The organism is Thalassobaculum sp. (assembly GCF_040219215.1).
Classification (GTDB): domain Bacteria; phylum Pseudomonadota; class Alphaproteobacteria; order Thalassobaculales; family Thalassobaculaceae; genus Thalassobaculum_A.
The window spans coordinates 1-24,887 of the sequence record NZ_JAVJSX010000026.1 but is presented as its reverse complement, the minus strand read 5'-3'; the positions used below and the strand labels follow the sequence as shown (position 1 = coordinate 24,887).

The window sequence follows — 24,887 nt, the reverse complement described above, 5'->3', positions numbered from 1 at the left end:
CTCCCTAGCGGTACGCGTGGAGCGTGCCGTTATCGCTCAGAATGTAGACGGTTCCGTCGGCCACCACCGGCGACACGAAGATCGCCGAACCGATATCGATCCGGCCAAGCAGTTCACCGGTGTACGGCGAGATTGCGTAGACAAACCCATCCGAACTGCCAACTAGCAGCCGGTCGCCGACCAGCACCGGACCCGAGTATTGGATCGGATCCTCACGGTCCTCCATGTCCTCGAACGGCGGCAGGCGATGGACCCAGCGGATCCGGCCGTCACGCCGAGACATGGCCACGACGTCGCCGTTTATTCCAAGGACGTAGATGAAATCACCGACCACCCACGGCATGTGAACGCCGCCGATCTGCCGCTCCCATACCCGCGCGCCTGTCCGGACATCGACCGCCGCCATCCGCCCGGCGTGGCTGACGGCAAACGCCAGGTCGCGGTCGATGACCGGGTTGCCGCGAATATCGGCGAGCCGCGAGATCGCGTCCATGGTTCGGGCACTGGAGAGATTCTCCACCCACACCACGCGGCCGTTCTGGGCCAGCAGCGCATAGAGCTCACCGGACGAATACGGTGCCAGAACCGTCGAACCCGATACCGCCGGCGCGGCACCTCCGAGGAGCGCGGCCACCTCGTTGATGCCCTGATGCTCCCAGAGCCGCCGGCCATCGTCGGCCGACAGCACGATGGCCCGGTTCTCCAACGTCACGACATAGACCTGACCGTTGGCGACCGTCGGTGCGCCACGGACCGGTCCGGACAGACGAACCCTCCAGATCTCGCGTCCATCCTCGGCCGACAACGCCATGGCCTCGCCGACACCGGTGGCGGCGTAGACCTTTTCGCCATCAGACGCGATTCCGCCCGCAAACACCGATTCGTCGTCGCCCGTACGCAGGTCCTTGCTCCACAGCGTGCGACCGTCACGCGGGTCCAGAGCCGACAGATCGGCTTCCGAATCCAGCGTGAAGACCCGGCCACCCGCAATGATCGGCTGTGACAGCAGCGCGGCCTCGTCGTCGCCGCCGGATCCGATCGAAACCGACCAGGCCTCGCGCAGCACTTCGGCGGCGGCCAGATGCCCCATGCTCTTGGAGGCATTTCCTCCCGACTGACTCCAGTCGGGATTCTGGTGCGGCGGCGGCAGGATCACCGGCAGTGAAGCGATCGATTCATCCGCCTTGATCAGGTCATCGCCGGTCAGCACGGGGATGCGGTCCCCCGGCAGCGGCGCTCCCTCATCTTCACCGAAGAAGCCGCCGGATCCGCACGCTGTCAGCATAACAACGATCAACAGCGCGCCGATCGGCGCTAGACGGTGAACCAGTCGGCGTGGGTTGAGCATTACGGAGTGTCCGATCATCAGTCGCCGAGCGCGCGGACCATCTCGGTCGCTCGCGCACGGAGCTGGCTTGGCGTCGACGCGTCGTCAGCCAAGGATTTGTAGATCGCCAGCGCCTTGCTGGTGTCCCCGGCCTGCAAGTGGATCGCCGCCTCGGTTTCCATCGCCAGCGGACGCCAGGGATTTCCCGACGCCAGCACCGGCGCGAGTTCCCTCAACAAACCCGCCGTATCGCCGGTGTCGATCCCGAGCCGGACCGCGCGCAGCCTCGCCAGATCCGCGTAGGGCGGCTTGGCGTCGGCAGCAACCTTGCGGAACACGATGATCGCGGCCTCGGTATCGCCGGCCGTGGCAAGGGCGGCGGCCTCGCGAAGCCGCGCCAACGTGGCATACCCGGCACCGGCGTCGTCGGCGAGAGCCGCAAATGCCTGGGCGCCATCCTTGGGATTGCCGGACACGACCAGTTCCGATGCCGCTTCGTAGCGGTCGCCCATCTCCGCCTTGAGCTGCGCGCTGTAGCGCGTCCAGAAGACGTTACCGGAAACCGCCAGCACCACGCCCACTGCGGCCGCGATCAGCCAACCGCCGTACCGCTGCCAAAGCTTTGCGGCACGCTCCTGCTGCAGTTCCTCGTCGATCTCGCGGAAAATCTCGGCCACGATCTGGTCTCCTGATCGGTGGCCGGCCCGGCCACCGCTGGCTGCGGGCGCGCCACCGTAGCGGGGCGCTCCCTTGAAATCAAACGCACGGCACCGATGCCGACGTCGGTGGGGTTTACCCCAGCGACGAATTCAGGAAAACTCATTCCTTGACGCGACACGAACGGGAGATTCGATCCGCCTGATGGACAATCTGATCCGCCTCCAAAGAGACCGGAAATCCGTCGGACATTTCTTCTTCACACGCGGTGAGTTGGGCCAGCTCCTGTCGCTCTACTCAAGCCGTGTTGCGGCCGGCGAATGGCGCGACTACGCGCTCGATCAACTCGACGACATGGTGCTGTTCTCGATCTTTCGGCACACCCATGAACGCCCCTTATACTCAGTGGCCAAAACCCTGCCACGCGGCCATCGGCGGCCGAGCTATACGCTGTTCAACGGGCCGAAGCGACTCAAGACCACGCAGAATCTGCGCGACCTGCTCCTGACCTTCGACAAGCTTCCGCGCCTGGTCACCGGCTGACGCGCCGCAAGGCATGCGCGCGGCGTTCTTGCACGCAGTAAATGTTCCTGTTATGTTCTCGTTCCAGATAACGACAACAGGCGATCGTGCCATGGGACGGATGAAGCGTGAACTGATCGAGCGGGACGATCATGGAATTGAAGCGACGCGGCTGATCGATCTGATGCACGGCAGGGTCGGGGTGCATTGCTGGTGCAACCGCTGCAGCCACAGCGCCGAAACGCCGATCGGGATACTGGTTGCGCAGCTTGGCCTGGACTTCCCGGTGCCGGAGATCGGAACCCGCATGCGCTGCCGTTCCTGCGGATCCAAGGACGTCGCCACCCGGCCGGCCTGGCAGGCTGACGTCGCCGAACGGCAGGCGGCCGCCGGTTAGCACAGAATCGCCCTGATTCCGGTCCGCAGGGCAAAATCTGCCGACGGGAAATTGCGTCTGGTCAGCGGCGGCGTCCGGACCCACACGAGAACTCTCGAATCGACGGTTTTCAAGACCCGACAATCCGGCACGTCGGTTGCAGACCGATCCGGATGGTTCGCTCCTGAAGCGACCCGTCCTCGCAACCCTCGAACGGAGGCGCCTCCGCCATGCAACGCACTGTGAAGGCCGGACGCCGGCAAATCGACCGTCGGCGCGATCGACGGATCGACGCTCCGATGACCGTTGTCATTGGCAACACCCCCTATGCGATCGGCGACTGGAGCCCGAGCAGCGTTCGGGTTGTCGACTATGCAGGGCCCCTGGCGCCCGGCGACGTGGCCTCGCTTCGCATCCTGGTGCCGACGGCCGGTCCCGGCGCCCTGTTTCGCACCGAAGGGAAGGTGCATCGGGTGGACGCCGACTCGCGCTCTCTCGGCTTGACCTTCGAGCGGCTCGACACCGTCGCCATATCGACGCTGAACCGGTACTTTCAGGAGCGGCTCATCCGGAGCCAAGCCTGACCCATGACCGCTGAGCGACGCATGCGCCGACCGACTGTTTCGTCCACGTCGACACCGATCAACCGGGGGCCGTCCCGTCCCGCCGGCGCAATCCCGGACGGACCGGGTCCGTTCGGCGCCCCAGCCGGCAGCAACGACGAGGAACCTCTGTTTCCCAGCCTTCGGCGTCGTTCCGCCGACGAGCGGGCCGATGAGATCGTCGATGCGCTCAAGGAAGCGATCCTCAACCCGGGCCGGCTCGACGGCAGTACAGGCATGGCTTACTCGGACTGGGCCAAGGTGGCGCGCAAGCGCATCCTCAGAGCCATTCGGGAGGCCGAAGCCTCGGCCTCGATGCGGGAGTTGATGTCAGCCAACCGCATCGGCGGCCTGTGCCTGCGGATCGGGTTCCTCCTGCTGGCCTCGGTCATGGCATTCGCGGCCTTCTGGTACGGCATCGTCCACATCTGGCGGACCTACGGGCCGGCCTGGGGACTTGGCGCCACGATGTCGGCCATCGGCCTGTCGTTCGCGTTCGTGTTGGCCGGCCTGCTGATGAGCAGCAACGACATCGAGGAAATGCGCAGCAAGATCCGGGATCGCTTCGGCAACGACGCCTGAATCAGCGGACCGAACCCGGTCGATGAATACCGGAGATTGCCGGTCGGCGTGGCTGACGGTTATCGTCACCCGCAACATTCTGACCGGGAGATGCCTTCATGAAGTTGGACCTGACTGGCAAGCGCGCGATCATCACCGCGGGCGGCGCCGGAATTGGCCGCCGGACAGCCGAACTGTTCGCCGCCGCCGGCGCCCGGATCGTGATTTGTGATCTCGATTCCGACGCCCTGGAATCCGCCAAGGCGAACATCCCTGGCCTCGCCGGTTCGATCTGCGATGTGGGGGACGCGACGGCCCTGGACGGCTTCCTGGACTCCGCCATCGACCAGCTCGGCGGGCTCGACATCATGGTCAACAACGCCGGTACTGCAGGGCCGACCGCTCCGGTGGAAGAGGTCGCGCTGGAAGACTGGACCGCCTGCCTGACCGTCAATCTGACCAGTGCGTTCCTCGGCACCCGCAAAGCCGTTCCAGCGCTCAAGGCCGCCGGCGGCGGCAGCATCGTCAACCTGTCCTCGGCTGCCGGCAAGTTCGCGTTCCCGATGCGCAGCCCCTACTCGGCCGCCAAGTTCGGCATCGTCGGCTTCACCCGGACCTGTGCCATGGAGCTTGGCAGGCACGGCATCCGGGTGAACTGCATCCAGCCCGGGCCGGTGGAGGGTGCCCGCATCGACCGGGTCATCCGGGCCAAGGCCGAAGCCGGGGGGATCTCCGAGAACGCCATGCGCGACCAGATGACCTCGGGCACGCACCTCAAGTCATTCGTGACCGCGTCGGATATCGCCCACCAGATCCTGTTCCTGTGCTCCGACGCGGGCCGGCGCATCACCGGACAATCGCTGAGCGTCGACGCCGGGCTGGAAGGTCTCGCCTGAGCCGGCGATGCGGAGCTGTTTCGTCTGGCTGATCGGCTTGGCGGTCGTTGCCTCTGCAGCGACATCCGCCATCGCCGATTCTGTCAACGAAGCGCTCGTCGCCTTGAACGCCGCCCGGATCGAGCGTGGGCTTCTACCGGTCATCGAACGGCACGAACTGACAGCGTCCGCGCAGGCTCATACCGTGGACATGGTCCGGCGCCAGTATTTCAAGCTGGAGCCGCCCGGCACCGCAGCGTTCCGAGACCACTTCGTTGGAGCCGGATACGTGCCTGCAGTCAGCCGGCTGCTGCTGACCGCAGGCTATCCGGATGCCCGGCTGCTGATCGAAAGCCTGCTCGGTACCGACGCGACCCACACCCTGCTCATGAATCCGGACCTGGGCGAGGTCGGCATCGCCCACGCAGCGGGCCCCTATACGGACTCCACCAGCCACACGACCATCACCCACGCGTGGCTGCTGGTGCTGTCCGAGACCCGGTTCAAGCCAGTGACGGAGCCGTTCAAGCAACTGGCGGAGGCGATCAACCGGGCGCGGGGCCAGCGCGGCCTGCCGGCAGTCCAACCGGAGCCGGCGTTGTCCGGGGCCGCCATGGACCACGCCCGGGACATGGTATCGAACGGATTCTTCGAGCACCGGTCGCCCGAAGGGATCGAGCTCGACGACCGTGTCAATCGACACCGCTATCGCTTTCAAAAGATCGGTGAGAACCTCGCCGCCGGACAGGACACCGCCGATGCGGTCGTACGGGGTTGGACGGACAGTCCGGGTCACGCCCGGATCCTGTACGATCCGGCGTTGCGGGACGTCGGGATCGGCTACCTGCCGGGGCCGATCGACGAGCCGACGCGCAGCTTCCGCCACATCTGGGTAGCGGTCTTCGGCCGCCGCCGGTAACGATTGTCAGTCCGCACGCCGGATCGCCGCCATGCCGAGGCCGGCAGTGATCAGCAAACCGCCGGCGACGCGTTCGAACCACAGCGCGACCGCCGGCCGGGTCGCGACCTGCCGCAGGCGTCCCGCGAGGCCACCATAGACGGCCAGGACGACGAACTCGACGACGACCGACGTGACACCGAGGATCAGCATCTGTGCCACTACGTCGCCCGTGGGATCGATGAACTGCGGCAGCAGGGCGCCGAAGAACAGGATCGTCTTGGGGTTTGCCGCCTGGACCAGGAAGCCACGCCGCAGCACCCGCCAGACGCTGGCCGGCTTGCTGCGCTCAACCGCCAGCGCTTCCGGCCTTGCCAGCAACGCACGCAGGCCGAGCCAGACCAGATAGGCGACGCCCAGCCACTTGATCGCGAAGAACACCTCGTAGGACGCCAGCAACAGCGCCCCCAGGCCGGTTGCGGAAACAGCGAAGTACCCGGCGTTTGCCGACAGGATGCCTACGCTGGCGGCAACAGCGGACCGCGGGCCTTGCACCAGACCCTGCCCCAGGACGAACAGAACCGCGGGTCCTGGAATCAGACACAGAACGGTCTCCAGCGCTGCAAACGCGATCCAGGTTTCCAGTGTCATCGAACCCTCTTGTTGCCGCTCAAGGTGCTCACGGGACTCTACAGGAGTGCTCTTGTTGCACCATTGCCCTGTCGCGAACGGCTTCCGGCATCCGCTTCGCTGACCGTTCAGTACAGGGACGGGATCAGGTTCGGCGCGAGCCAGGCCAATAACCCTGCCGCGATCACGGGGATGGCAACGAATGCGGCGGTTGCCAGCGGTCGTACAGCCGGAGCGCGGAGGCCAGGCAGACGTCCGGCCAGGAAAGGCATCACCGGCTGCATCAGGACCGCCGCCAGGACAAGCAGCACCAGCGATGCATTCACCGGGGTCAGGAGGGCCGCGTGGCCGGCCAGCACCAGCGCCACTCCCGAACCCCCAAGCAGGCCGGCGGCACCGAACGGAAAACGGCGCTTCGGCCAGTTGCACGCCAGCCAGCCGATCCAAGCCGCAGCGAGCGGCACGCCCACGACCGCAAGTCCCGGCACTCCGGACAGCAAGCCCAAGGCCGCAACGCCGGCGGCGATGACTGCCGCGGTGAGCGGACCGGACAGCCCATCGCCGGACAGCCGGTACAACCGCACCAGGATCAGTCCCAGCACCACCGAGACCTCACCGAACCTGTAGAGATCATTGCCATTGCCGTGCAGCAGCAGCGCCGCTCCCAACCAGGCGAGCCCGATGGCCGGCCAGACCGCAGCGACAATCGTTGCAATCAGTCGGCCGGGAGTCGCCAGATCAATGGCCAGCCCCAGCAGCCCACCACCAACCGCCAGCCAGACCAGCTGGTCGAATGGATCGGTCGGTGGCGCCCACGGCCACCCAGGAACGACGGCGTAGGCGGCAATCAACCCGATCGGCACACCGACCGCCGCAGCCCGGGCCCCGACCGACCGACCGCCAATCAGACGGACCAGCAGTGCCGCCGCGATCGTCGCCACGACAGGCACTGCCCCACCGGCAAGGACGGTTTCTAGGATCGGCATACGACCAGGATGGCAAGGAACATCGCGCGGGTCACCTGGGGAACGAACGCAACCGTTCCAGCAACCGGTTCAGGAAGGCGTCAGCGTCGAGTTCAACAATCACATCGGCATTCGGTTCCCGGGATGCAAAGTCGGCGACCGTTCGCCCGCGCTCGGGTCCGGCATCCGTCACCACCGAAAGCCGCACCGGACGAAGGTCGAACAGCTCCGGCCAGATCAGCACGGCCACCGCCATGGCATCGTGCACGTAGGCGCCCGGCCGCTCCGTTCCGACGTTGCCATGATAGGCCCGCAGCATCGCCGCGGCTTGCGGGGCAACTCCGTCGCCGCATGCCGCCAGTTCCTCGATTGCGGCGGCCGTTACAGGCGCCTGGTGCGTAGCATCGAGCGGCACCAGAACAGGCCGCAGTCCGGCCTCGATCACGGTGCGCGCAGCCTCGGGGTCGGCGAAGATGTTGAACTCGGCAGCCGGGGTGACATTCCCGATCGCCAAGCCGCCCCCCATGATCACCAGCTTTCCAACGCGTTCCGCAACATCCGGGCGCTTTACCAGGGCAACAGCGACATTTGTCAGCGGACCGACCGCCGCAATCGCAAGGCCCGGTCGGGCTGCAAGCTGTTCGACAATGGCGTCGACACCGTGCTGGGCCGCAAGCCCACCCGGCTCGCCCGGCAACGGGACTCCGCCGAGTCCATCGGCGCCATGTACCTCGGTCGCGAAGTATGGCTGGGCTACCAGGGGTCGCGGACAACCTGCAAAGACCGGAACCTCCGGCCGGCCGGCCAGTCCACGAACCCGGCAGGCGTTGCGGGACGTGTTCGCAAGCGGAACGTTCCCGGCAACCGCCGTAACCGCGGTCACGTGCAGCGCCTCCGTCATCGAGAACGCCAGAAGCAGGGCGATGGCGTCGTCGATACCCGGGTCGCAGTCGATCAAGAGGGGGCGTGGATCCGTCACCTTGCGGGCTCCAAACTTGATGAGTGCGGGACCATATCCACCTCAAGCCGCGCCGTCATCTTCCGTGTCCGCCGAATGCGTTCGCGGTTGCGCCGGCCGGCGCGCTTGGGATAAGCCGGGACCCTCACACCACATTCCGGGGAGAACGACCGTGACGCCGACCGACATCGCCCAGGTCCAGACCTATATGCGCAAGCGGTTCGCCAACCCGCGCATCGGCCTGATCCGACGGGAGAAGAAGACCGATTCCGTCGAAGTGATGCTGGACGACGAGTTTCTCGGTGTCGTCTACAAGGACGTCGAAGATGGTGAGACCTGTTTCCACTTCCAGATGACCATGCTCGACATCGACCTTGAGGGTCTGTGAGCGCAGCGCAGCGCGACCTGCGTGCGCTGTTCGCCGAAGAGCGGGCGGCAGCGGCGCAGTCATCGCCGGCCGCCTACCGCGCCCTGCTGGAACGCAGGCTGGCCGAGCGACCGGTGGTCCTGGATGTCGGCTTCTTTGAGCAGGTACTGGCCAATCTTCCATGGGCCGACGAGCTTCGACCACTGGCCGCCAAGCTGATCGGCTATCCGGCAACCCCGCCGGACACGGTCCTGCTGCTCAACACCTTTCCGCGCGTTCCAACGGCCGCCGCCGAGACGGTTCTGGTGGAGTCACTCGGGCTGCGGCGCGGCAGCGTCTATCCCGGCAACACGGCTCGGGAAGCCGGATTTGACCTCAGCATCGGTATCCGCGAGCTTCGCAGCCGGTCGCTGGTCCGCTCCCACCTGATCGCGAGTATCCGGTTCCGGGCTTGTCTGGCAGCTCTCGCCGTCCGCCCGATCGTGCTGGTCCGCGACATCTTCGACACGATCGCCAGCTACGCGGATGACCGCACCGACCCCGCGGTCGCGCCCGGTTATCGGCTGGCCGCTCTGGACCCGCAGGCGCGTCGACGGATCCTGGTGCTTCGGATGGCGGCTCAGTTGGTCGACTTCCATGGAACCTGGTCGATCGAGCAAACCGCCGGTCGCTGTACCGTCTACCGATGGGAAGACGTCCACGAAGACTGGCCCGGCTTTCTGGTCGACCGCCTTGAGGAGCGGGGGCACCGGCTGCTGCGCGGGGAACTCGCCGAGAAGCTTGCCAAACTGCCCCCCGACGCCCACAGCCAGATCAATCTGGGCAACACCCTGTCGGACGCGGACAAGGCCCTGGTGCGTGCGCTCTACGCTCAGTATCCGAACGTCGATTTCCGCCCCATCGATCAAGGCGCACCGCCCCCGAGCCTCAATGCTTGAATCGAGCATGTAACCTTTTATACTGGTTACATGCTCATTGAACCCAACTTCGCATTCATCGCCGGCACTCCCGCCCTGTGCTTCGTCGATACCGTCGCGGACCGCGGTCGTCTGGCAACGGACCGGCTTCGCAAACCGACCGATCTCGACATCTGGCTGAAGGCAGCCGGCCTGGACACCGGCGGCGCGCGACCGGCATCGCCTGATGACCTCCTGCAGACGCGGGAACTGCGCGAAGCGATCTACCGGTGCGGGATGGCGGCGGTCGGCGGCGCTCCGTTCGATCCGGCCGACATCGCCTGCATCAACCGGCACGCGCAGCAACCACCGCTTCGGCCACGGATCGAAGGCGCAACCGTGGTCCTGCAGGCCAAGCGTCCGATCGAGGCCGCCCTGTCGACCCTGGCTGCCGACGCCATCGCGATACTCACCGGCTCTTCGAGACAGCGCATCCGGATCTGTCCGGAGTGCGCAATGATGTTCGTCGACACGTCGCGCCCCGGAAAACGGCGATGGTGTTCGTCCGCCACCGGCTGCGGCAACCGGGCGAAGGTGCGCCGGCACCGCGCCAAACACCTCCAGCCAGAGTGACGGAGGCCGGTCGCATGGTGGACCATCGGGTATGCTTTGACTTCGACATCGCGTTTTCAAACGGCGGCGGCATCCAGGGGCAAGGCTTTCGCCTGGACATTGAAGGGGACAGCATCGACGACGATGCACTCGCTGCGTTCGTGATTCGCGATCTTCGCCTCCTGATGGTCGGCACGGCCCGCATCCTCAACAAACGGATCATCGAGGAGCGGCACAAGCGATCCCCGACTGTCGAACACCTATCGTCGCGAGACGGCGGTGCGGTGTTCATCGACCTCAGCCACGCCGTAGAAGATGCAACGCCGGCGAACGTCGGTACGTGTCTCGCCACGCCACGCGGCCGAAGTCCCGATGGCACCGACCTGCCCGGCATCGCGCTCCACTTGGTCGCGGATCTTCCCGGTGTCGTGCTCCAGTTGTCCGGAATCGACGGCCGGGCCGTCGACTGGCAGGCCTTCGCGGCCACCGACCTGCGCGGACGCGCCGTGCTGGTGAACACCGGATGGGACGTCCACTGGCGCACCGATCGCTATTTCGAAGGCCACCCCTTCCTGACAGAGAAGGCGGCGCGGTATCTGCGCGACCAGGGTGCGGCTCTCGTCGGAATCGACTCCCTCAGCATCGACGACACGTCAGGGTCCGGCCGGCCCGTGCACTCCGTGCTTCTGGCAGCCGGTATCCCGGTCGTCGAGCACCTGACCGGTCTGGACAGGCTGCCGATCGATGGCTTCCGCTTCTCGGCGGTTCCGCCCAGGGCTGCGGGAACGGGCACCTTCCCGGTCCGTGCCCACGCGCGCCTCGACCCCGGCTAGACCAGCGGTTCGCGGGAGAACACGAAGGTCGGCGGGCCTGGCGGGTGGCCACGACCGGGGGTGGTCAGCCCGTCTACTACTGACGGCACGTTGTCAGCAATCAACCGGTACGGTCCCAGTCAGCGCAAGCGCCGGAGTGTCAAACCGCTCCAACGGGCCTACATGAATATCGGGCAATCGAGAGAGTCGGGAGCGTGAATCGTGTCGAGCGAAGCAAAGCAGCGGATCCGGGTCGGGATCGGAGGGTGGACGTTCGAGCCCTGGCGCGGAACATTTTACCCTGACGGGCTGACCCAGAAGCGCGAGTTGGAGTACGCCAGCCAAAAGCTCACCACCATTGAGGTCAACGGCACCTTCTACGGCTCCCAGAAGCCGGAGACCTTTGCCAAATGGCACGATGAGACGCCGAACGGCTTCGTCTTCGCGCTCAAGGGACCGCGCTACGCGACCAACCGGCGGGTGCTGGCCGAGGGTGGCGCGTCGGTCGAACGGTTTCTGACCGGCGGCGTGCTGGAGCTGAAGGACAAGCTCGGTCCCATCAACTGGCAGTTCGCTGCCACCAAGCAGTTCGATCCCGCCGATTTCGAGGGCTTCCTGAAGCTGCTCCCAAAATCGCTCGACGGTCGCGCGCTGCGGCACGCGGTCGAGGTGCGGCACGACAGTTTCCGCACACCGGAGTTCATCGACCTGGCACGCGACTATGGCGTGGCGGTCATCACCGCGGCCGATTCCAAATACCCACAGATCGCCGACGCCACCGCGGATTTCGTCTACGCCCGCATCATGGGCACGGCCGAGACCGAGGAGACCGGATACTCTCCGGCCGCCCTCGACGCCTGGGCCGGTCGAGCGCGCCGTTGGGCGGCAGGGGAGATCCCGGATGATCTGGACAGCGTAGCCCCATCGATACAGCACCCGGCCGGCCGCGATGTGTTCCTGTACGTCATCAGCGGGTTCAAGGAGCGCAATCCGGCCGCGGCGACCGCACTGATCGAACGGCTGGGCTAGTCGTGCCGCCCGACCGCCGGCCGCTGCAGAACCGGGTCACGCCCTTCGGCGACATCGTGGCGGTTCCGCAGCGCGGCACCTTCACCGGCAACCGCGGGATCATCCACGACCCTACGACCCGCACCCTGTTGTCCCGGCGCTGGACCAGCAAGGCGTGGATCATCTGCGTCTGCGAGTTCAGGGGCCGCCGCCGCGAGGTGATGGCCCGACGAAGCTGGACTGAGCTGTTCTTCCTCGACGAGGCGACGGCGCTGGCCGCCGGGCATCGCCCCTGCTTCTACTGCCGGCGGGCCAACGCACGGGCGTTCCAGGCGGCCTGGGCGGCCGGCAACCGGTGCGAACCTGCGCGGGCGCCGGCCATGGACGCGGCTCTGCACGGCGAGCGGGTCGAGCATCGCGCCAAGCGCCTGCACCCGCTGCCCGGCCCAGCAGCGGATCTGCCGGACGGCACCGTGGTTGCGGCCGGTGCCGAAGCGTTCCTTGTCACTGGGCGGCGGACACTGCGCTGGACCCCGGATGGCTACCGGGAAGCAAGTACGGCACCGGTGTTCGACCGCCTGATTACTCCGCCCTCGACCGTCGCCGCCTTGGCCGCCGGATACCATCCGGTCCTGCACCCCAGCGCCGGGCTGGAGGCACCGTAGTGACCGGCGACCTGTTCGACGCATCGGCAATCGACGGCGCGGTCCGCGTAGCGCTTTCGGAAGATGCGGTCCTGTTGCGCGGCCGGGCGCTGCCGGTGGCCGAAGCTCTGCTCTCCGCCATCCGGACCGTCGCCGATGCTGCCCCGTTCCGGCGCATGGTCACGCCCGGCGGCTTCCAGATGTCGGTCGCCATGACCAATTGCGGCAGCGCCGGCTGGATGACCGACCGCAAGGGCTACCGCTACACCGCCGACGACCCGCAGACCGGCGCACCCTGGCCCGCCATGCCGGCAGTGTTCCTGAACTTGGCCGATGCCGCGGCGGCCGAGGCCGGTTTCCCCGGCTTCGTCCCCGACGCCTGCCTGATCAATCGCTATGAACCGGGCGCCCGGCTGTCGCTGCACCAGGACAAGGACGAGCGCGACTACGCCCATCCGATCGTCTCGGTCTCGCTCGGCCTGCCCGCGACTTTCCAGTTTGGTGGCCCCAACCGCGCCGATCCGGTGGCCAAGGTCCCACTGACCCACGGCGACGTGGTGGTGTGGGGCGGCGCAGCGCGGCTGCACCACCACGGGGTGCTGACCTTGCGGAACGGCGAGCATCCGGCAACCGGGCGGACGCGATTCAATCTGACCCTGAGACGGGCGATGTGAAGCGGTCGTGTCAGTCGTTCACAAGGCTCGACGTCCCGACGCGCGTTCGGCCGGCACCATCTGCGGGATCAACCGCCGGCGCGGCCTCCGTTCAGCGCGACGGCGGCACGGATAAGCGCCTTCAAGGCGTCCTCGTCGATCCGCTCGCCCTCGCGGAAATCGATGGCGCGCCGGGTGTTGCCCTCCAGGCTGGCGTTGAACAGGCTGGACGGGTCGTCCAGCGCGGCCCCCTTGGCGAACGTCATCTTGACAACCTTCTTGTAGGTCTCGCCGGTGCAGATCATGCCGCCGTGGTGCCACACGGGAACCCCACGCCACTTCCACTCCTCGACTACCTCGGGATCAGCTTCTTTGATCAGGGCGCGGAGCCGGGCGAGCATCTCGCCTCGCCAGTCACCCAGTTCGCCGATCCGGTCATCGATCAGTTGCGAAGGCGTTCTGTCTGATTGAGATCCGGTCTTGCTCATGGTGTCTCGTTCACCTGGCCTGAGTTTATCCCGTCGCGCCGGCCGTCCATGCGTCCGAGTCCAAATCCGACCCAGGACCGGAACGTAAACGCGGCCACCCGCGCCTGGCTACCCGGGCGGCCGCGTTTTTGCCCAGATCTGCTGGGGAGCGAAGCCGCGCGCCTCGCGACGCGCGGCGATCGACCGGAACTCCTCTGGTCCTCTCCGGCATCAGGCCCTCACTGCAGATCGGCCATCTCATACAGCGGGCGGATTTCGATCTCGCTGGGTCCCGGCATGGGACTGGGGCAGCGCTTCACCCAGGCGACCGCCTCGTCCATGTCCTTGACGTCCCACAGCCAGAAGCCGGCGACCAGCTCCCGGGTCGCCGCGAAGGGGCCGTCGATGACCGTGCGGCTTGAGCCATCGAACGCAATCCGCTTGCCCTGCGAGGATGGTTTCAGGCCATCGCCGGCCTGCATGATGCCGGCCTTGACCAGTTCATCATTGAATCGGCCCATAGCCTTGAGCATCTCAAGCGCCTCGGGTGTGGGCGAGAAGCCCTTCTCGCTGTCCTCGGTGGCCTTCACGAGCACCATCACACGCATCATCGGTCTCCTTTGTTCCAGCCGGCCGCAATGGCCTGATGCCGGAACGACGTACGGGACCGTCCGGAGCCGACATCACTCAGGAGATTTTCTGACCGGAGGGACACAGGACGCCCACCACCGCCCGTGTCAGGAGTCGCGGCGGCAATACCCCATGGGCAGGCGCAGAGAGGGCTTACGAGCCCGTCAAGGGAGCAGACACCGACCAGTTGGAACCGGGGCAGGCGAAACGGGCAAGTGACAGGCCGCCTAAACTACTGCTCCGCCGCCGTCACCCGTCACTCCCACTCGATCGTACCCGGCGGCTTGGAGGTGATGTCGTAGGTCACCCGGTTGATGCCGCGCACCTCATTGGCGATGCGGGTCGAGACCCGGCGCAGGAAGTCGTGCTCGAACGGGTAGTAGTCGGCGGTCATGCCGTCGGTCGAGGTCACCGCCCGCAGCGCGCAGGCATAGTCGTAGGAGCGGGCGTCGCCCTTCACGCCGACCGTGCGCACCGGCAGCAGCACGGTGAAGGCCTGCCAGATCACGTCGTACAACCCGGCCTTGCGGATCTCGTCCAAATAGATCGTGTCGGCCTTGCGCAGGATGTCCAGCTTGTCGCGGGTGATCGCGCCCGGAACCCGGATCGCCAAGCCCGGCCCTGGGAACGGATGGCGGCCGACCAGGACCTCCGGCAGGCCGAGCTCGCGGCCAAGGTCGCGGACCTCGTCCTTGAACAGCTCGCGTAGCGGCTCCACCAGCTTCAGGTTCATGCGCTCCGGCAGGCCGCCGACGTTGTGGTGCGACTTGATGGTGACCGACGGGCCGCCGGTGAACGACACGCTCTCGATCACGTCCGGGTACAGGGTGCCCTGGGCCAGGAAGCGGGCATCCTTGATCTTGTCGGCCTCCTGCTGGAACACGTCGATGAACAGCCGGCCGATGGTCTTGCGCTTCAGCTCCGGGTCGTCGACGCCGTCGAGTTCGCCCAGGAACAGGTCGCTGGCGTCGCGGGCGATCAGCGGGATGTTGTAGTGGTCGCGGAACATCCGGACCACATCCTCGGCCTCGCCGGCACGCAGCAGGCCGTGGTCGACGAACACGCAGGTCAGCTGGTCGCCGATCGCCTCGTGGATCAGCACCGCCGCCACCGAGGAGTCGACACCGCCGGACAGGCCGCAGATCACCCGCCCGTCGCCGACCTGCTCGCGGATCCGCGCGATCGCCTGGTCCTTGAACGCCGCCATGGTCCAGTCGCCGGCCAGCCCCGCCACCCCGTGGGTGAAGTTGCGCAGCAGCTTGGCCCCGCTGGGGGTGTGCACGACCTCCGGATGGAACTGCACGCCGTAGAATCGGCGCGCGTCGTCGGCGATCGCCGCAAACGGCGCGTTGCCGCTGGTGCCTACCACCCGGAAGCCCGGCGGCAGCGCCATCACCCTGTCACCATGGTTCATCCACACTGGCTCGACCGTGCCGGGGGCGAACAGGCCGTCAAACAGCGCGCATTCGCCGGTGACGGTCAGTTCGGCGCGTCCGAATTCCTGCTCGTCGGACGGATCGACCCGGCCGCCGAGTTGGTGGCACATCAACTGCTCGCCGTAGCAGATGCCCAGCACCGGCACGCCAAGCTCGAACACCAGCATCGGCGCCTGGGGCGAGCCCTCGCCGAACACCGACGCGGGGCCGCCGGACAGGATCACCGCCTTGGCACCGAACTCGGTGATCCGCGACGGGTCGACGGTGCACGGGAAGATCTCGCAGTAGACGCCGTTCTCACGCACCCGGCGGGCGATGAGTTGGGTGAACTGGCTGCCGAAATCCAGGATGAGGACGCGGTCGGTCATGGGGCAGCACCGGGCGGGTCTGAGAAGCGCGGGACGCTACCCGAAGGGGGCCGCAGCGGCAAGCACCAAGGCGCACCGGCGCCGCGGCAAACCGCCCTACGCAGCCGGCGCGTCGAGTCGCTGGACCAGCCGTTCCATGTCCGGCCAGAAATACGGCACCTGCTCGGCCGGCGAACCGACCACGATCGAGGGAATCGCGTCGCCCACCGCACCGCCGATCCGCTCGTAGAAGCGCCGGCCGTGCCGGTTGTCGGCCAGGGTGGTCAGCACCAGCGATTCGAAACCGTGGCTGATCAGCCGGCGGGCGACGTCCGCCAGCAGCGCCCGGCCGAGGCCGAGGCCCTGGAAGCTCGGGTCGACGTACATCGCGTAGACCTCGGCCACCGACCCGTCGCGGTCGATCACGTCGGAAATGGTCTTGCGGCCCAGCCCGCCGTGGCAGAAGCCCACGATGCGGCCGTCATAGTCGGCGACCGCCACAACCTCCGGCGCTTTCAGGGTGCCGACGATCCGGGTCCAGCGGACCGCCGCGCGCATCTCGTCGAGGTCGAGCAGGGTGTCGTCCGGCAGCACGCCGACATAGGCATCCCGCCACGTGTCGATCTGGACCCGGGACAACCCCAGCGCATCTCCCGGTTCAACGGGCCGGATCGTAACTTCGTACTCGGCCATCGGCTCCTCCTGGGCGCCGCCGGTTCGCGACGGCTCCAGGGAAGTCTAGGCACCACGGTCAGGCGCTGTCCACCGACCCCGGGCTGTAGCCCCGCTCCAGCACCGCGACGAAGAACCCATCGGTGCCGTGGCGGTGCGGGCTGAGCCGCAGATACGCGCCGTCCGACGGACACGCGCCGCCGCCACTCGCGCCGACGGTCGCCGCCCACACCTCGGCCACCGGCAGCGCCTTGAAGGACGTGGTCTCAGCCAGGAATCCGTCCACCACCTGCTCGTTCTCGTCGGTCAGGACCGAACAGGTGACGTACACCAGCCGGCCGCCCGGCTTCACCAGGGCGGCGGCCCGTTCCAGGATCGTGCGCTGCACCTTGGTGATCTCGGCCAGCGCGTCGGCGTCATAGCGCCACTTGGCGTCGGGATTGCGCCTCCAGGTGCCGGTGCCGGTGCACGGCGCATCGACCAGCACCCGGTCGACCTTGCCGGCCAGCCGCTTGACCGACTTGTCGCCCTCGACCAGCGGCCGCCGCTCGGCGTTGTTCACCCCGCCCCGGCGCAGCCGCACCGCGGCCCGGTCGAGCCGCGACTTGGAGACATCGAACAGCAGCAGCCGGCCCTTGTTCGCCATGTCGGCGGCCAACGCCAGCGACTTGCCACCGGCCCCGGCGCAGTAGTCGACCACCAGTTGGCCGGGTTGCGCGCCGACCAGGGCGGCGGCGATCTGCGAGCCTTCGTCCTGCACCTCGATCCGGCCATCCTTGAACGCCGGCATCCGGTCCACCGGGCGTCGGCGATCGAGGCGCAGGCCGAGCGGCGACAGCGGCGTCGGCTCGGCCGGCACGCTGGCGACCGCAAGTTCGGCGATCACTGCGGGGCGGCCGGCCCCGGCGAGCGGATTGACCCGCAGGTCGAAGCTGGCTTCCTCGCCGAGGGTGCGGACCGCGAGGTCGACATCGTCGCCAAACACCGCCTGCATCCGCGGCCACAGCCAGTTCGGGCATTCAGCCTGCACCGCCGGCGGCATGTCGGGGTGATCCAGGGATCGGCCCACCAGCCGGCGTAACGCATCGCTCTCGTCTCGGGTCACGGCCGTCGGCGCGTGGCGGGAACCGTCGAACAGTTCGGCAATCCGGGCGACGTCGGCACCGTCGATCAGCGCCACGTCAGCCAACACCCGGCCGCGAGCGTCGCGCTGCAACCCCTTGCCGGCCTTGTGAATCCACCAGTCCAGGCGGGCACGCCGCCGCTGCACCGCCCACACCCGGTTGGCGATCATCCCGCGGTCGCCGCTGCCGATATAGCGGCGATCCTTCAAGTATCGATCGAGCACACGGTCGGCCGGGCGATCGGTCGCGCCGATCGCTTCAAGAACCTCGATCACCGCCGCAAGGCGGGGTCCATCTCTCATTTTAAATCAATCTCTTGTGACGTGACTTTTGCGTCACATGTTAGGTCTGTAGTTCGGCGCTTCGCGGGTAATCGTCACATCATGGGCATGACTCTCGCGCAGCCCGGCGCTGGAGATTCGCAGGAACTTGGCGTTGGCCTGCAGGTCGGCGATCGAGGCGCTTCCGGTGTAGCCCATGGCGGCCCGCAGGCCCCCGACCAGTTGATGCACCACCTGCCCGGTCGAGCCCTTGTACGGAACCTGTCCCTCGATGCCTTCGGGAACCAGCTTCAGGCTGTCGCGAACCTCTTCCTGGAAGTACCGATCGGCCGAACCGCGGGCCATCGCGCCGAGCGAACCCATGCCACGGTACGCCTTATAGGACCGTCCCTGGTACAGGTAGATCTCGCCCGGACTCTCATCGGTTCCGGCCAGCAGCGAGCCGATCATCGCGCAGTTCGCGCCGGCGGCGATCGCCTTGGCGAGATCGCCGGAATACTTGATGCCGCCATCGGCGATGCACGGCACGCCCGCCTCCTGGCAGACCCGGGCGGCGTCGACGATGGCGGTCAGCTGCGGCACACCGACGCCCGCGACCATCCGGGTCGTGCAGATCGAGCCGGGTCCGATGCCGATCTTGACGGCGTCCGCGCCAGCGTCGATCAGCGCCCGCGCGCCGCCGGCGGTGGCGACGTTGCCGGCGATGATCTGGGTGTAGTTGGCAAGCTTGCGGATCTCGGCGACCGAGCCCAGCACACCCTCGGAGTGGCCGTGGGCGGTGTCGACCACCACGATGTCGACACCGGCGTCAATCAGCGCCTCAGCCCGTGCGATGCCGTCGCGCCCGACCCCGGTGGCCGCCGCCACCCGCAGACGCCCCTTCTCGTCCTTGGTGGCGTTCGGGTAGTTGTGCGCCTTCTCCATGTCCTTGACGGTGATCAGCCCGACGCAGCGCCGGTCGTCGTCGACCACCAGCAGCTTCTCGATGCGGTGCTTGTGCAGCAGTTCCCGCGCCTCGTCGGCCGATACGTCCTCGCGCGCCGTGATCACCCGCTTGGTCATCAGGTCGCGGACCGGCTGGCTTATCTCCTTGGCGAAGCGCACGTCGCGATGGGTGAGGATGCCGACCAGACGGCGGTCGCGGCGGCGGACCACCGGGATACCGTTGATGCCGTGGCGCTGCATCAGATCGAGCGCCTCGGCCAGTGTCGCTTCGGGATGAATGGTCAGCGGGTTGATCACCATCCCCGCCTCGAACTTCTTGACCGCCCGCACCTCGTTCGCCTGGGCGGCGACATCGAGATTCTTGTGCACGACGCCTATCCCGCCGGCCTGGGCCATGGCGATCGCCAGACGACTTTCGGTCACGGTGTCCATCGCCGCCGACATCAACGGGATGCCAAGCTCGATGGTTCGCGTGACTTTGGTTCGGGTGTCGACCTGGGCGGGAAGGACGTTCGAGCGAGCGGGCTCTAGAAGGACGTCATCGAAAGTGAGCGCGTCGCGGATGTCCATGGTGCCTCCGAGTACCGGTGGCGGCGCACTATACACCGCGCCCCTCGGAAGCCAAGCGGCCATTCGATGACCGGCTATGCGCTCACTGCATAGCCCGGAACGCTGCGGAATCAGCCGGCCTCGGGCTCGCCGCGAAAGCCGGTCGCCACCACGTAGGTCTCCGCCGACTCGGCCCGGCTGGCCGGTGGCTTGGCGTGGCGCACCACTTTGAACGCCCGCTTCATCCGGGCCAGCATCGCCGTCTCGCTGCCGCCCTGAAACACCTTGGCGACGAACGTACCCTCCGGCGCCAGAACCTCCAGCGCAAACTCGAACGCCGCCTCGCACAGGCCGACGATCCGCAGGTGATCGGTCTGGGGATGGCCGGTGGTCTGGGCCGCCATGTCGGACAGCACCACGTCGACCGGACCGCCGATCGCTGCCTTGATCTGCTGCGGCGCGTCCCCGGCCATGAAGTCGGCCTCGATCAGCGTGGCGCCGGCGATCGGCTCGACCGGCAGGATGTCCAGCCCGACCACCAGGCCGCGGCCTGGCGCCCCGACCCGGTCGACCGAGATCTGGGTCCAGCCACCGGGGGCGGCGCCGAGGTCGACGACCCGTGCGCCCGGCCGCAGGAAGTTGAAGCGCTCGTTGAGCTGGATCAGCTTGAACGCCGCCCGCGAGCGGTAGCCGAGGCGCTTGGACTCCGCGACGAACGGGTCGTTGAGCTGGCGTTCCAGCCAGCGCTGTGACGACGCGGTACGGCCGCGCGCGGTCTTGACCCGCACGAACACCTGCCGCGAACCGCCGACACCGCCGGCCGCGCGCCCGGCCGCACCTCGTCCGCGGGCTCCTGGTCGCCGGCTGCCGCCGCCTGCGCCTGCCATGTCGTCAACTCCGTTGCGTCATCAAACCAAATAGGATGCCTTCTCTCACACCCCTGTCGGCAACACGCAAGCGCGGAACCGGCCAAGCCCGGCAGATCGCCTCCAGAATCGCGCAGCCCGCCACCACCAGATCGGCGCGCTCCCGGCCGATGCAGGGGTGTGCCGCGCGCTCGTCGAAATCCATGCCCGCCAACCGCCGGCCGATCGCCAGGGTGTTCGGCACGTCCAGAAACACACCGTCGACCCGGTCGCGCTTATACCGGGTCAGCTCCAACTGCACCCCGGCAAGGGTGGTCACGGTGCCCGAGGTGCCGACGAGTTGGACCTGCCCGGCGGCGGCGGCGGCGGCAATCCCATGCTCGCGCTCGAAAGCCTGCAGCCGCCCCCCGACCTCGGCGATCATCTCTTCATAGCCGTCATCGGTGAACCGGTCGCCGCCGAACCGCTCGGCCAGGGTGACGACCCCGATCGGCATCGATACCGCCGCGACCCTGAGGCCCCCGGGTACGGTCTGCTGCCAGGCGATCTCGGTCGAACCGCCTCCGATGTCGAACACCAGGGCGCCCGGGATGGCCGGGTCGAACAACGGCCGGCAGCCGGCCAGTGCCAACGCCGCCTCTTCCTCGGTGCTGATCACCTCCAGCGCCAGTCCGGTCCGCTCGACCACGCGTTTCAGAAAGTCGCCGCCGTTGCCGGCGCGCCGGCACGCTTCGGTCGCCACCGCCCGAAACCGGGTGACCCGCCGGCGATCCATCTTGGCGGCGCAAATCACCAGCGCCTCGATGGTCCGCTGGATGGCGTCTTCGGTCAGTTGGCCGGAGTGGCTGAGCCCCTGCCCCAGCCGGACGATCCGCGAGAACGCATCGATGACCTTGAAGCCCCGCCCGTCCGGGCGGGCCACCAGCAGCCGGCAGTTGTTGGTTCCGAGATCCAGTGCCGCCAGCACATCGCCGCTCCGCGCAGCATCCGGCCGCCCCGACACTCGGACACCCGGATAGGCTCCCCCGCCGGCATTCCCGTGTGCCGCCGACCCGTCCCTCGGTGTCGCTCCCTCGCCGCGGCCGTTGTCCAGCCGTCGCGTTCGTCGCCGGGACGGGGTGCTACGGTGGCCTTCCAGCCCCGTGGTCATCCCGTTCCTCGCTCTTCTTCGTTGGTCCTTGCGGACCTGCTTCCCAGCCAGTGTAGCCGCCCGGGAGCCGATGCGGCCATCCCCTTCGCGCGAGCCCGCCAAGATTCGTACGACAACCGTGGCTCTTTCAGCGTTTGCATCGCGAACCGAGGTTGTGATAATGACACCGCCCGTTCCGAGGAACGGCGCGCGATCCGCTGGGGGATCGTCTAGCGGTAGGACTACGGACTCTGACTCCGTCAACCCTGGTTCGAATCCAGGTCCCCCAGCCATTCTTCTTCGCCCGATCGGGTCTCCGCTCCCTGCTTAGGCGTCCCTGCCAAATAGCGCCGACATTTCCGAGGCTTCGCGGAGTGGCGTCCGCGCGAGCGTCACCGAGAGACTGATCTGGTGACGCTATTCGGCGCCGGGCGGCCGCAAAGTCTCTGGGGCCGGTGTTCGGGGTTGCGATTGCGGATTGGGAAGTGACTTGGCAGGTGCTCAGTCAGCGGAAGCCCAGCATCACTTTCTGATCGGCCCATGCGGCAGGAAGCGACGCGCACTGCAGCAGGCGCTTGGCCGTAAGGCTCTCAGGCTGCTCGCCTTGGATGATGGCCTCAACGATCTCCGGTGCCAGAAACCCGAGCCGGACGAACGCTGATACGTAGGGCCGACTGATGCCCTCCCGATTGGCCAGTTCCTGCATTGAGCCGGCTTCGCCGGATACCAGCAGTTCCCGATATCGATAGGCCTTCGTCAGCAAGCGCGTGAGCACCGGATCGGAGCTGCGGCTCTTGGCTTCTCCTCGATTGATCACCAGGGTGTTGCCCATACCAACCCGCCTGAGTTTGGCTGAGACGTGGAGCAGCATCGCTGGATCGTCCCGGTCGGATGCCGTCGACCTTGCCACCTGGAGATTGGGGTCGACGGCGGCCTTGATAGCGTGTGGCCGGAGCATCAGGTCGACGCCGTCGCGGGTTATCACAACCCGAGCCAGGAGGGTCGACAGGATCGCCCGGCGCCGACCGGCGATCAGGTCTGTCCAATGAGTTGCCAAATCCGACGCCGCCGAGAGGATCTCTCGGCGAATCCCTTGATCCGGTACCGTTTGAGCAACCGCGTCGTAGACGGCACCTTCATCCGACAGGAACGCGATCACTCGGTCTTCAACCAGCCGTTCAAGATCGCTGGTGGGCAAGCGCCATCCGGCACCTGAGCGGTCTCCACGCACCAGGCTGTTGCTGACGTAGTATCGGTACCGCGTTCCCTTCTTGTTGGCATGGGTCGGGGTCAGACGTTCGCCCGCCTCATCGAACACCAGGCCGGCCAGGACACTCGGAGCAGCAGCCCCGAGCCCGATCTCGCGATCGACCCGATTGCTGGCGACGACGAGTTGAACACGACCCCAAAGCTCATCATCGACGATCGCCTCGTGCTGGCCTGGGTAGACCGAGCCCTTGTGCTCGATCTCGCCGTGGTACAGCCGGTTCTGCAGCAGCAGGTAGAGCGCCCCCCGGCTGAAGGGCTGGCCGCCGGTTTCTCGGCCATGTTCATTGACCCGGCGCTTGCTGACATAGCCATCCCGGTCGAGTTCGACCTTCAGGTCATGCGCCGAACCGAGCGATGCGTACCGTTCGAAGATGTGCCGCACCGTCGCGGCCTCGTTCGGGTTGATCACCAGCGACCGGTCTTTCAGGTCGTAGCCAAGCGGGACCCGCCCGCCCATCCACATACCCTTCTTCTTCGACGCCGCGATCTTGTCCCGGATGCGCTCACCGGTGACCTCTCGCTCGAACTGCGCGAATGACAGCAGAACGTTCAGCGTCAGCCGGCCCATGGAAGTTGTGGTGTTGAACTGCTGGGTGACCGATACGAACGAGACGCCCTTGGCGTCGAACGCCTCGACGATCTTGGCGAAGTCGGCGAGCGAGCGGGTCAAACGATCAACCTTGTAGACCACGACCACATCGACCTTGCCTGCCGCGATATCGGTCAGAAGTCGCTGCAAGGCCGGACGTTCCATGGTGCCGCCGGAGATCCCACCGTCGTCGTAGTATGCCGAGAGTGCGGTCCAACCCTCGTGCTTCTGGCTGACGATGTAGGCCTCGCAGGCTTCACGCTGAGCGTCGAGTGAGTTGAATTCTTGCTCCAGCCCCTCCTCTGATGACTTGCGGGTATAGATCGCGCAGCGGCTTGCTCGATTAGACATCGGTCACCTCCGCCCTACCGGCTGGCCGCTTCGCCCTGGGCTTCTCCAAGCCGAAGAAGCGCGGCCCCGACCAGCGGGTCCCAGTGATCTCTCGGGCGATCACCGACAGCGAGATCCAGCGTTGACCCCGCCACTCGTAGCCGCCGTCGACCACCAGAACGTCGTAAATCTCGCCGCGCCACTCACGGACAAGTCGTGAGCCTGGCTTCAGGGTGATCGACCGTGGCTCCAAGTTGGGGCCGGCCCCTTCATCCGAACCCGGCTTACCCGTGAGCCGTCGGATCGTTGCCCGGCTCAATCCGCCGAGCGTCGCTTCCTGCAGCTTCCAGGCGATCCCAAGTTCGAGCAGCGATCGGCTGATCCGCTCTGGCGGAGGACGCCGGAAGAGCCGTTTCCACTCCTGCAGCAATGCCGAGACCTCCATGCCGGCAATGGCATGGAGGCTCTTCGATAAATCCGGACTCGACATCGTCAGGTGACCACTGGAGTGACCCGATAGGCCTTGCGATCATCGACCGTCGTCAACCGGGCATCGATACCGCGCTGCCGCAGCCGGGTGAGAGCGGCGCGGACGGTGTGCCGCTGCCATCCGGTAGCGGCGGTCAGCTCCTCCAGCATTGCCCCATCGGGTGCAGCCACCGCCTGGGCGACGACCCCGAGCTTGCCGGTGATCTGCTTTGCACCACCGTCGATGATAGGCCTTGTGGCGGCAGCCTTCGCGTCGGGGACTAGGCTCAGGACTCATAACCAGAAGATGACGGTAGCGGCGATGCAGATAGCGCTCATGAAGGTGTGTGCGCATCGGTCGTAGCGTGTCGCGATGCGTCGCCAGTCCTTGAGCCTGCCGAACATGTGCTCGATGAGGTTGC

The 24,887-nt window shown here is 66.9% G+C and carries 30 protein-coding genes and 1 tRNA gene; 14 read left to right on the top strand and 17 right to left on the bottom strand.

The features are described from left to right. Positions 1-4 precede the first annotated feature (4 nt). Together RIC54_RS19395 and RIC54_RS19390 are read right to left on the bottom strand one after the other, a co-directional pair. Positions 5-1,348, bottom strand: a complete 1,344-nt coding sequence (locus tag RIC54_RS19395; RefSeq protein ID WP_350093577.1) for an outer membrane protein assembly factor BamB family protein — start codon at positions 1,346-1,348, stop codon at positions 5-7. A 17-nt stretch (positions 1,349-1,365) separates the two neighbouring features. Beyond that, a complete protein-coding gene (locus RIC54_RS19390) occupies positions 1,366-2,004 on the bottom strand; it encodes a tetratricopeptide repeat protein (protein WP_350093574.1) in 639 nt (212 codons plus the stop codon). 184 nt (positions 2,005-2,188) lie between these two features. Between RIC54_RS19390 and RIC54_RS19385 the strand changes: the two genes are divergently transcribed. From RIC54_RS19385 to RIC54_RS19360, 6 genes are all read left to right on the top strand, one after another. Then, positions 2,189-2,527: a DUF2794 domain-containing protein gene (locus tag RIC54_RS19385; protein WP_350093571.1), complete on the top strand. Its 339-nt coding sequence runs from the start codon at positions 2,189-2,191 to the stop codon at positions 2,525-2,527. Positions 2,528-2,618: 91 nt separating this feature from the next. Then, on the top strand, positions 2,619-2,903 hold the full coding sequence (locus RIC54_RS19380; protein WP_350093568.1) for a hypothetical protein: 285 nt from the start codon (positions 2,619-2,621) through the stop codon (positions 2,901-2,903). Between the two features lie 278 nt (positions 2,904-3,181). Then, a complete protein-coding gene (locus RIC54_RS19375) occupies positions 3,182-3,466 on the top strand; it encodes a hypothetical protein (protein WP_350093565.1) in 285 nt (94 codons plus the stop codon). A 21-nt stretch (positions 3,467-3,487) separates the two neighbouring features. Beyond that, entirely contained in the window at positions 3,488-4,066 is a 579-nt protein-coding gene (locus RIC54_RS19370; protein ID WP_350093562.1) for a YbaK/EbsC family protein, read from the top strand. Between the two features lie 98 nt (positions 4,067-4,164). Beyond that, the gene (locus tag RIC54_RS19365; RefSeq protein WP_350093559.1) at positions 4,165-4,941 is read left to right on the top strand and encodes an SDR family oxidoreductase; all 777 of its coding nucleotides are present in this window, start codon (positions 4,165-4,167) and stop codon (positions 4,939-4,941) included. 7 nt (positions 4,942-4,948) lie between these two features. Next, positions 4,949-5,839, top strand: coding sequence for a CAP domain-containing protein (locus tag RIC54_RS19360; RefSeq protein ID WP_350093556.1), 891 nt, complete (start codon positions 4,949-4,951; stop codon positions 5,837-5,839). A gap of 6 nt (positions 5,840-5,845) precedes the next feature. Here RIC54_RS19360 and RIC54_RS19355 read toward each other — a convergent pair whose 3' ends face one another. The 3 genes from RIC54_RS19355 to RIC54_RS19345 form a co-directional block, all read right to left on the bottom strand. Next, positions 5,846-6,469, bottom strand: a complete 624-nt coding sequence (locus tag RIC54_RS19355; protein WP_350093553.1) for a LysE family translocator — start codon at positions 6,467-6,469, stop codon at positions 5,846-5,848. Positions 6,470-6,576: 107 nt separating this feature from the next. Then, positions 6,577-7,389 (bottom strand): hypothetical protein, encoded by an 813-nt coding sequence (locus RIC54_RS19350; protein ID WP_350093550.1) that lies wholly within the window; start codon positions 7,387-7,389, stop codon positions 6,577-6,579. 76 nt (positions 7,390-7,465) lie between these two features. Continuing rightward, positions 7,466-8,392 (bottom strand): nucleoside hydrolase, encoded by a 927-nt coding sequence (locus RIC54_RS19345; protein ID WP_350093547.1) that lies wholly within the window; start codon positions 8,390-8,392, stop codon positions 7,466-7,468. A gap of 151 nt (positions 8,393-8,543) precedes the next feature. On the opposite strand from RIC54_RS19345, the gene RIC54_RS19340 reads away from it, so the two are divergent. The 7 genes from RIC54_RS19340 (at position 8,544) to alkB (ending at position 13,384) form a co-directional block, all read left to right on the top strand. Beyond that, positions 8,544-8,759 carry a DUF3126 family protein gene (locus RIC54_RS19340; protein ID WP_350093544.1) on the top strand — a complete coding sequence of 72 codons (216 nt, stop codon included), beginning with the start codon at positions 8,544-8,546 and terminating at the stop codon, positions 8,757-8,759. Continuing rightward, positions 8,756-9,676 (top strand): hypothetical protein, encoded by a 921-nt coding sequence (locus tag RIC54_RS19335; protein WP_350093541.1) that lies wholly within the window; start codon positions 8,756-8,758, stop codon positions 9,674-9,676. The genes RIC54_RS19340 and RIC54_RS19335 overlap by 4 nt, the downstream gene beginning before the upstream one ends. 30 nt (positions 9,677-9,706) lie before the next feature. Next, entirely contained in the window at positions 9,707-10,267 is a 561-nt protein-coding gene (locus RIC54_RS19330; protein ID WP_350093538.1) for a CGNR zinc finger domain-containing protein, read from the top strand. A 14-nt stretch (positions 10,268-10,281) separates the two neighbouring features. After that, positions 10,282-11,079 (top strand): cyclase family protein, encoded by a 798-nt coding sequence (locus RIC54_RS19325; protein WP_350093534.1) that lies wholly within the window; start codon positions 10,282-10,284, stop codon positions 11,077-11,079. Between the two features lie 201 nt (positions 11,080-11,280). Next, the gene (locus RIC54_RS19320; RefSeq protein WP_350093531.1) at positions 11,281-12,087 is read left to right on the top strand and encodes a DUF72 domain-containing protein; all 807 of its coding nucleotides are present in this window, start codon (positions 11,281-11,283) and stop codon (positions 12,085-12,087) included. Between the two features lie 2 nt (positions 12,088-12,089). Next, positions 12,090-12,731, top strand: a complete 642-nt coding sequence (locus RIC54_RS19315) for a hypothetical protein (protein WP_350093528.1) — start codon at positions 12,090-12,092, stop codon at positions 12,729-12,731. Continuing rightward, positions 12,731-13,384 carry a DNA oxidative demethylase AlkB gene (gene alkB / locus RIC54_RS19310; RefSeq protein WP_350093525.1) on the top strand — a complete coding sequence of 218 codons (654 nt, stop codon included), beginning with the start codon at positions 12,731-12,733 and terminating at the stop codon, positions 13,382-13,384. The genes RIC54_RS19315 and alkB overlap by 1 nt, the downstream gene beginning before the upstream one ends. Before the next feature lie 68 nt (positions 13,385-13,452). On the opposite strand, the gene RIC54_RS19305 is transcribed toward alkB, so the two are convergent. From RIC54_RS19305 to RIC54_RS19270, 8 genes are all read right to left on the bottom strand, one after another. Continuing rightward, entirely contained in the window at positions 13,453-13,851 is a 399-nt protein-coding gene (locus RIC54_RS19305; RefSeq protein ID WP_350093522.1) for a DUF1801 domain-containing protein, read from the bottom strand. Between the two features lie 218 nt (positions 13,852-14,069). Further along, positions 14,070-14,438 carry a YciI family protein gene (locus RIC54_RS19300; RefSeq protein ID WP_350093519.1) on the bottom strand — a complete coding sequence of 123 codons (369 nt, stop codon included), beginning with the start codon at positions 14,436-14,438 and terminating at the stop codon, positions 14,070-14,072. Positions 14,439-14,716: 278 nt separating this feature from the next. Continuing rightward, positions 14,717-16,264, bottom strand: coding sequence for a glutamine-hydrolyzing GMP synthase (guaA, locus tag RIC54_RS19295; protein ID WP_350151336.1), 1,548 nt, complete (start codon positions 16,262-16,264; stop codon positions 14,717-14,719). Between the two features lie 96 nt (positions 16,265-16,360). After that, positions 16,361-16,936: a GNAT family N-acetyltransferase gene (locus RIC54_RS19290; RefSeq protein ID WP_350093513.1), complete on the bottom strand. Its 576-nt coding sequence runs from the start codon at positions 16,934-16,936 to the stop codon at positions 16,361-16,363. A 58-nt stretch (positions 16,937-16,994) separates the two neighbouring features. After that, positions 16,995-18,341, bottom strand: coding sequence for an RsmB/NOP family class I SAM-dependent RNA methyltransferase (locus RIC54_RS19285; RefSeq protein ID WP_350093510.1), 1,347 nt, complete (start codon positions 18,339-18,341; stop codon positions 16,995-16,997). A gap of 33 nt (positions 18,342-18,374) precedes the next feature. Then, positions 18,375-19,835 carry an IMP dehydrogenase gene (guaB, locus tag RIC54_RS19280; RefSeq protein ID WP_350093507.1) on the bottom strand — a complete coding sequence of 487 codons (1,461 nt, stop codon included), beginning with the start codon at positions 19,833-19,835 and terminating at the stop codon, positions 18,375-18,377. A gap of 110 nt (positions 19,836-19,945) precedes the next feature. Next, positions 19,946-20,701: an RlmE family RNA methyltransferase gene (locus RIC54_RS19275; RefSeq protein WP_350093504.1), complete on the bottom strand. Its 756-nt coding sequence runs from the start codon at positions 20,699-20,701 to the stop codon at positions 19,946-19,948. A gap of 4 nt (positions 20,702-20,705) precedes the next feature. Continuing rightward, positions 20,706-21,647 (bottom strand): Ppx/GppA phosphatase family protein, encoded by a 942-nt coding sequence (locus RIC54_RS19270; RefSeq protein ID WP_350093501.1) that lies wholly within the window; start codon positions 21,645-21,647, stop codon positions 20,706-20,708. 381 nt (positions 21,648-22,028) lie between these two features. Between RIC54_RS19270 and RIC54_RS19265 the strand changes: the two genes are divergently transcribed. After that, positions 22,029-22,102: transfer RNA gene (locus RIC54_RS19265), tRNA-Gln, on the top strand. 212 nt (positions 22,103-22,314) lie between these two features. On the opposite strand, the gene RIC54_RS19260 is transcribed toward RIC54_RS19265, so the two are convergent. From RIC54_RS19260 to RIC54_RS19245, 4 genes are all read right to left on the bottom strand, one after another. Further along, entirely contained in the window at positions 22,315-24,018 is a 1,704-nt protein-coding gene (locus RIC54_RS19260; protein WP_350093498.1) for a recombinase family protein, read from the bottom strand. After that, the gene (locus RIC54_RS19255; protein WP_350093495.1) at positions 24,011-24,487 is read right to left on the bottom strand and encodes a DUF2924 domain-containing protein; all 477 of its coding nucleotides are present in this window, start codon (positions 24,485-24,487) and stop codon (positions 24,011-24,013) included. Before RIC54_RS19255 ends, RIC54_RS19260 begins: the two co-directional genes overlap by 8 nt. 2 nt (positions 24,488-24,489) lie before the next feature. Next, positions 24,490-24,690, bottom strand: a complete 201-nt coding sequence (locus RIC54_RS19250) for a DUF3489 domain-containing protein (RefSeq protein WP_350095034.1) — start codon at positions 24,688-24,690, stop codon at positions 24,490-24,492. 69 nt (positions 24,691-24,759) lie between these two features. Further along, positions 24,760-24,887, bottom strand: a 128-nt coding sequence (locus RIC54_RS19245; protein WP_350151339.1) for a transposase, incomplete at its 5' end; no start/stop codon positions are given.

What these genes read in the sequence shown, in the direction of transcription:
- RIC54_RS19395 (WP_350093577.1), bottom strand. Translation starts at nt 1,348, where the DNA reads ATGCTCAACCCACGCCGACTGGTTCACCGTCTAGCGCCGATCGGCGCG.
- RIC54_RS19385 (WP_350093571.1), top strand. Translation starts at nt 2,189, where the DNA reads ATGGACAATCTGATCCGCCTCCAAAGAGACCGGAAATCCGTCGGACAT.
- RIC54_RS19380 (WP_350093568.1), top strand. Translation starts at nt 2,619, where the DNA reads ATGGGACGGATGAAGCGTGAACTGATCGAGCGGGACGATCATGGAATT.
- RIC54_RS19375 (WP_350093565.1), top strand. Translation starts at nt 3,182, where the DNA reads ATGACCGTTGTCATTGGCAACACCCCCTATGCGATCGGCGACTGGAGC.
- RIC54_RS19370 (WP_350093562.1), top strand. Translation starts at nt 3,488, where the DNA reads ATGCGCCGACCGACTGTTTCGTCCACGTCGACACCGATCAACCGGGGG.
- RIC54_RS19365 (WP_350093559.1), top strand. Translation starts at nt 4,165, where the DNA reads ATGAAGTTGGACCTGACTGGCAAGCGCGCGATCATCACCGCGGGCGGC.
- RIC54_RS19360 (WP_350093556.1), top strand. Translation starts at nt 4,949, where the DNA reads ATGCGGAGCTGTTTCGTCTGGCTGATCGGCTTGGCGGTCGTTGCCTCT.
- RIC54_RS19355 (WP_350093553.1), bottom strand. Translation starts at nt 6,469, where the DNA reads ATGACACTGGAAACCTGGATCGCGTTTGCAGCGCTGGAGACCGTTCTG.
- RIC54_RS19330 (WP_350093538.1), top strand. Translation starts at nt 9,707, where the DNA reads ATGCTCATTGAACCCAACTTCGCATTCATCGCCGGCACTCCCGCCCTG.
- RIC54_RS19325 (WP_350093534.1), top strand. Translation starts at nt 10,282, where the DNA reads ATGGTGGACCATCGGGTATGCTTTGACTTCGACATCGCGTTTTCAAAC.
- RIC54_RS19305 (WP_350093522.1), bottom strand. Translation starts at nt 13,851, where the DNA reads ATGAGCAAGACCGGATCTCAATCAGACAGAACGCCTTCGCAACTGATC.
- RIC54_RS19300 (WP_350093519.1), bottom strand. Translation starts at nt 14,438, where the DNA reads ATGCGTGTGATGGTGCTCGTGAAGGCCACCGAGGACAGCGAGAAGGGC.
- guaA (WP_350151336.1), bottom strand. Translation starts at nt 16,264, where the DNA reads ATGACCGACCGCGTCCTCATCCTGGATTTCGGCAGCCAGTTCACCCAA.
- RIC54_RS19290 (WP_350093513.1), bottom strand. Translation starts at nt 16,936, where the DNA reads ATGGCCGAGTACGAAGTTACGATCCGGCCCGTTGAACCGGGAGATGCG.
- RIC54_RS19285 (WP_350093510.1), bottom strand. Translation starts at nt 18,341, where the DNA reads ATGAGAGATGGACCCCGCCTTGCGGCGGTGATCGAGGTTCTTGAAGCG.
- guaB (WP_350093507.1), bottom strand. Translation starts at nt 19,835, where the DNA reads ATGGACATCCGCGACGCGCTCACTTTCGATGACGTCCTTCTAGAGCCC.
- RIC54_RS19275 (WP_350093504.1), bottom strand. Translation starts at nt 20,701, where the DNA reads ATGGCAGGCGCAGGCGGCGGCAGCCGGCGACCAGGAGCCCGCGGACGA.
- RIC54_RS19260 (WP_350093498.1), bottom strand. Translation starts at nt 24,018, where the DNA reads ATGTCTAATCGAGCAAGCCGCTGCGCGATCTATACCCGCAAGTCATCA.
- RIC54_RS19255 (WP_350093495.1), bottom strand. Translation starts at nt 24,487, where the DNA reads ATGTCGAGTCCGGATTTATCGAAGAGCCTCCATGCCATTGCCGGCATG.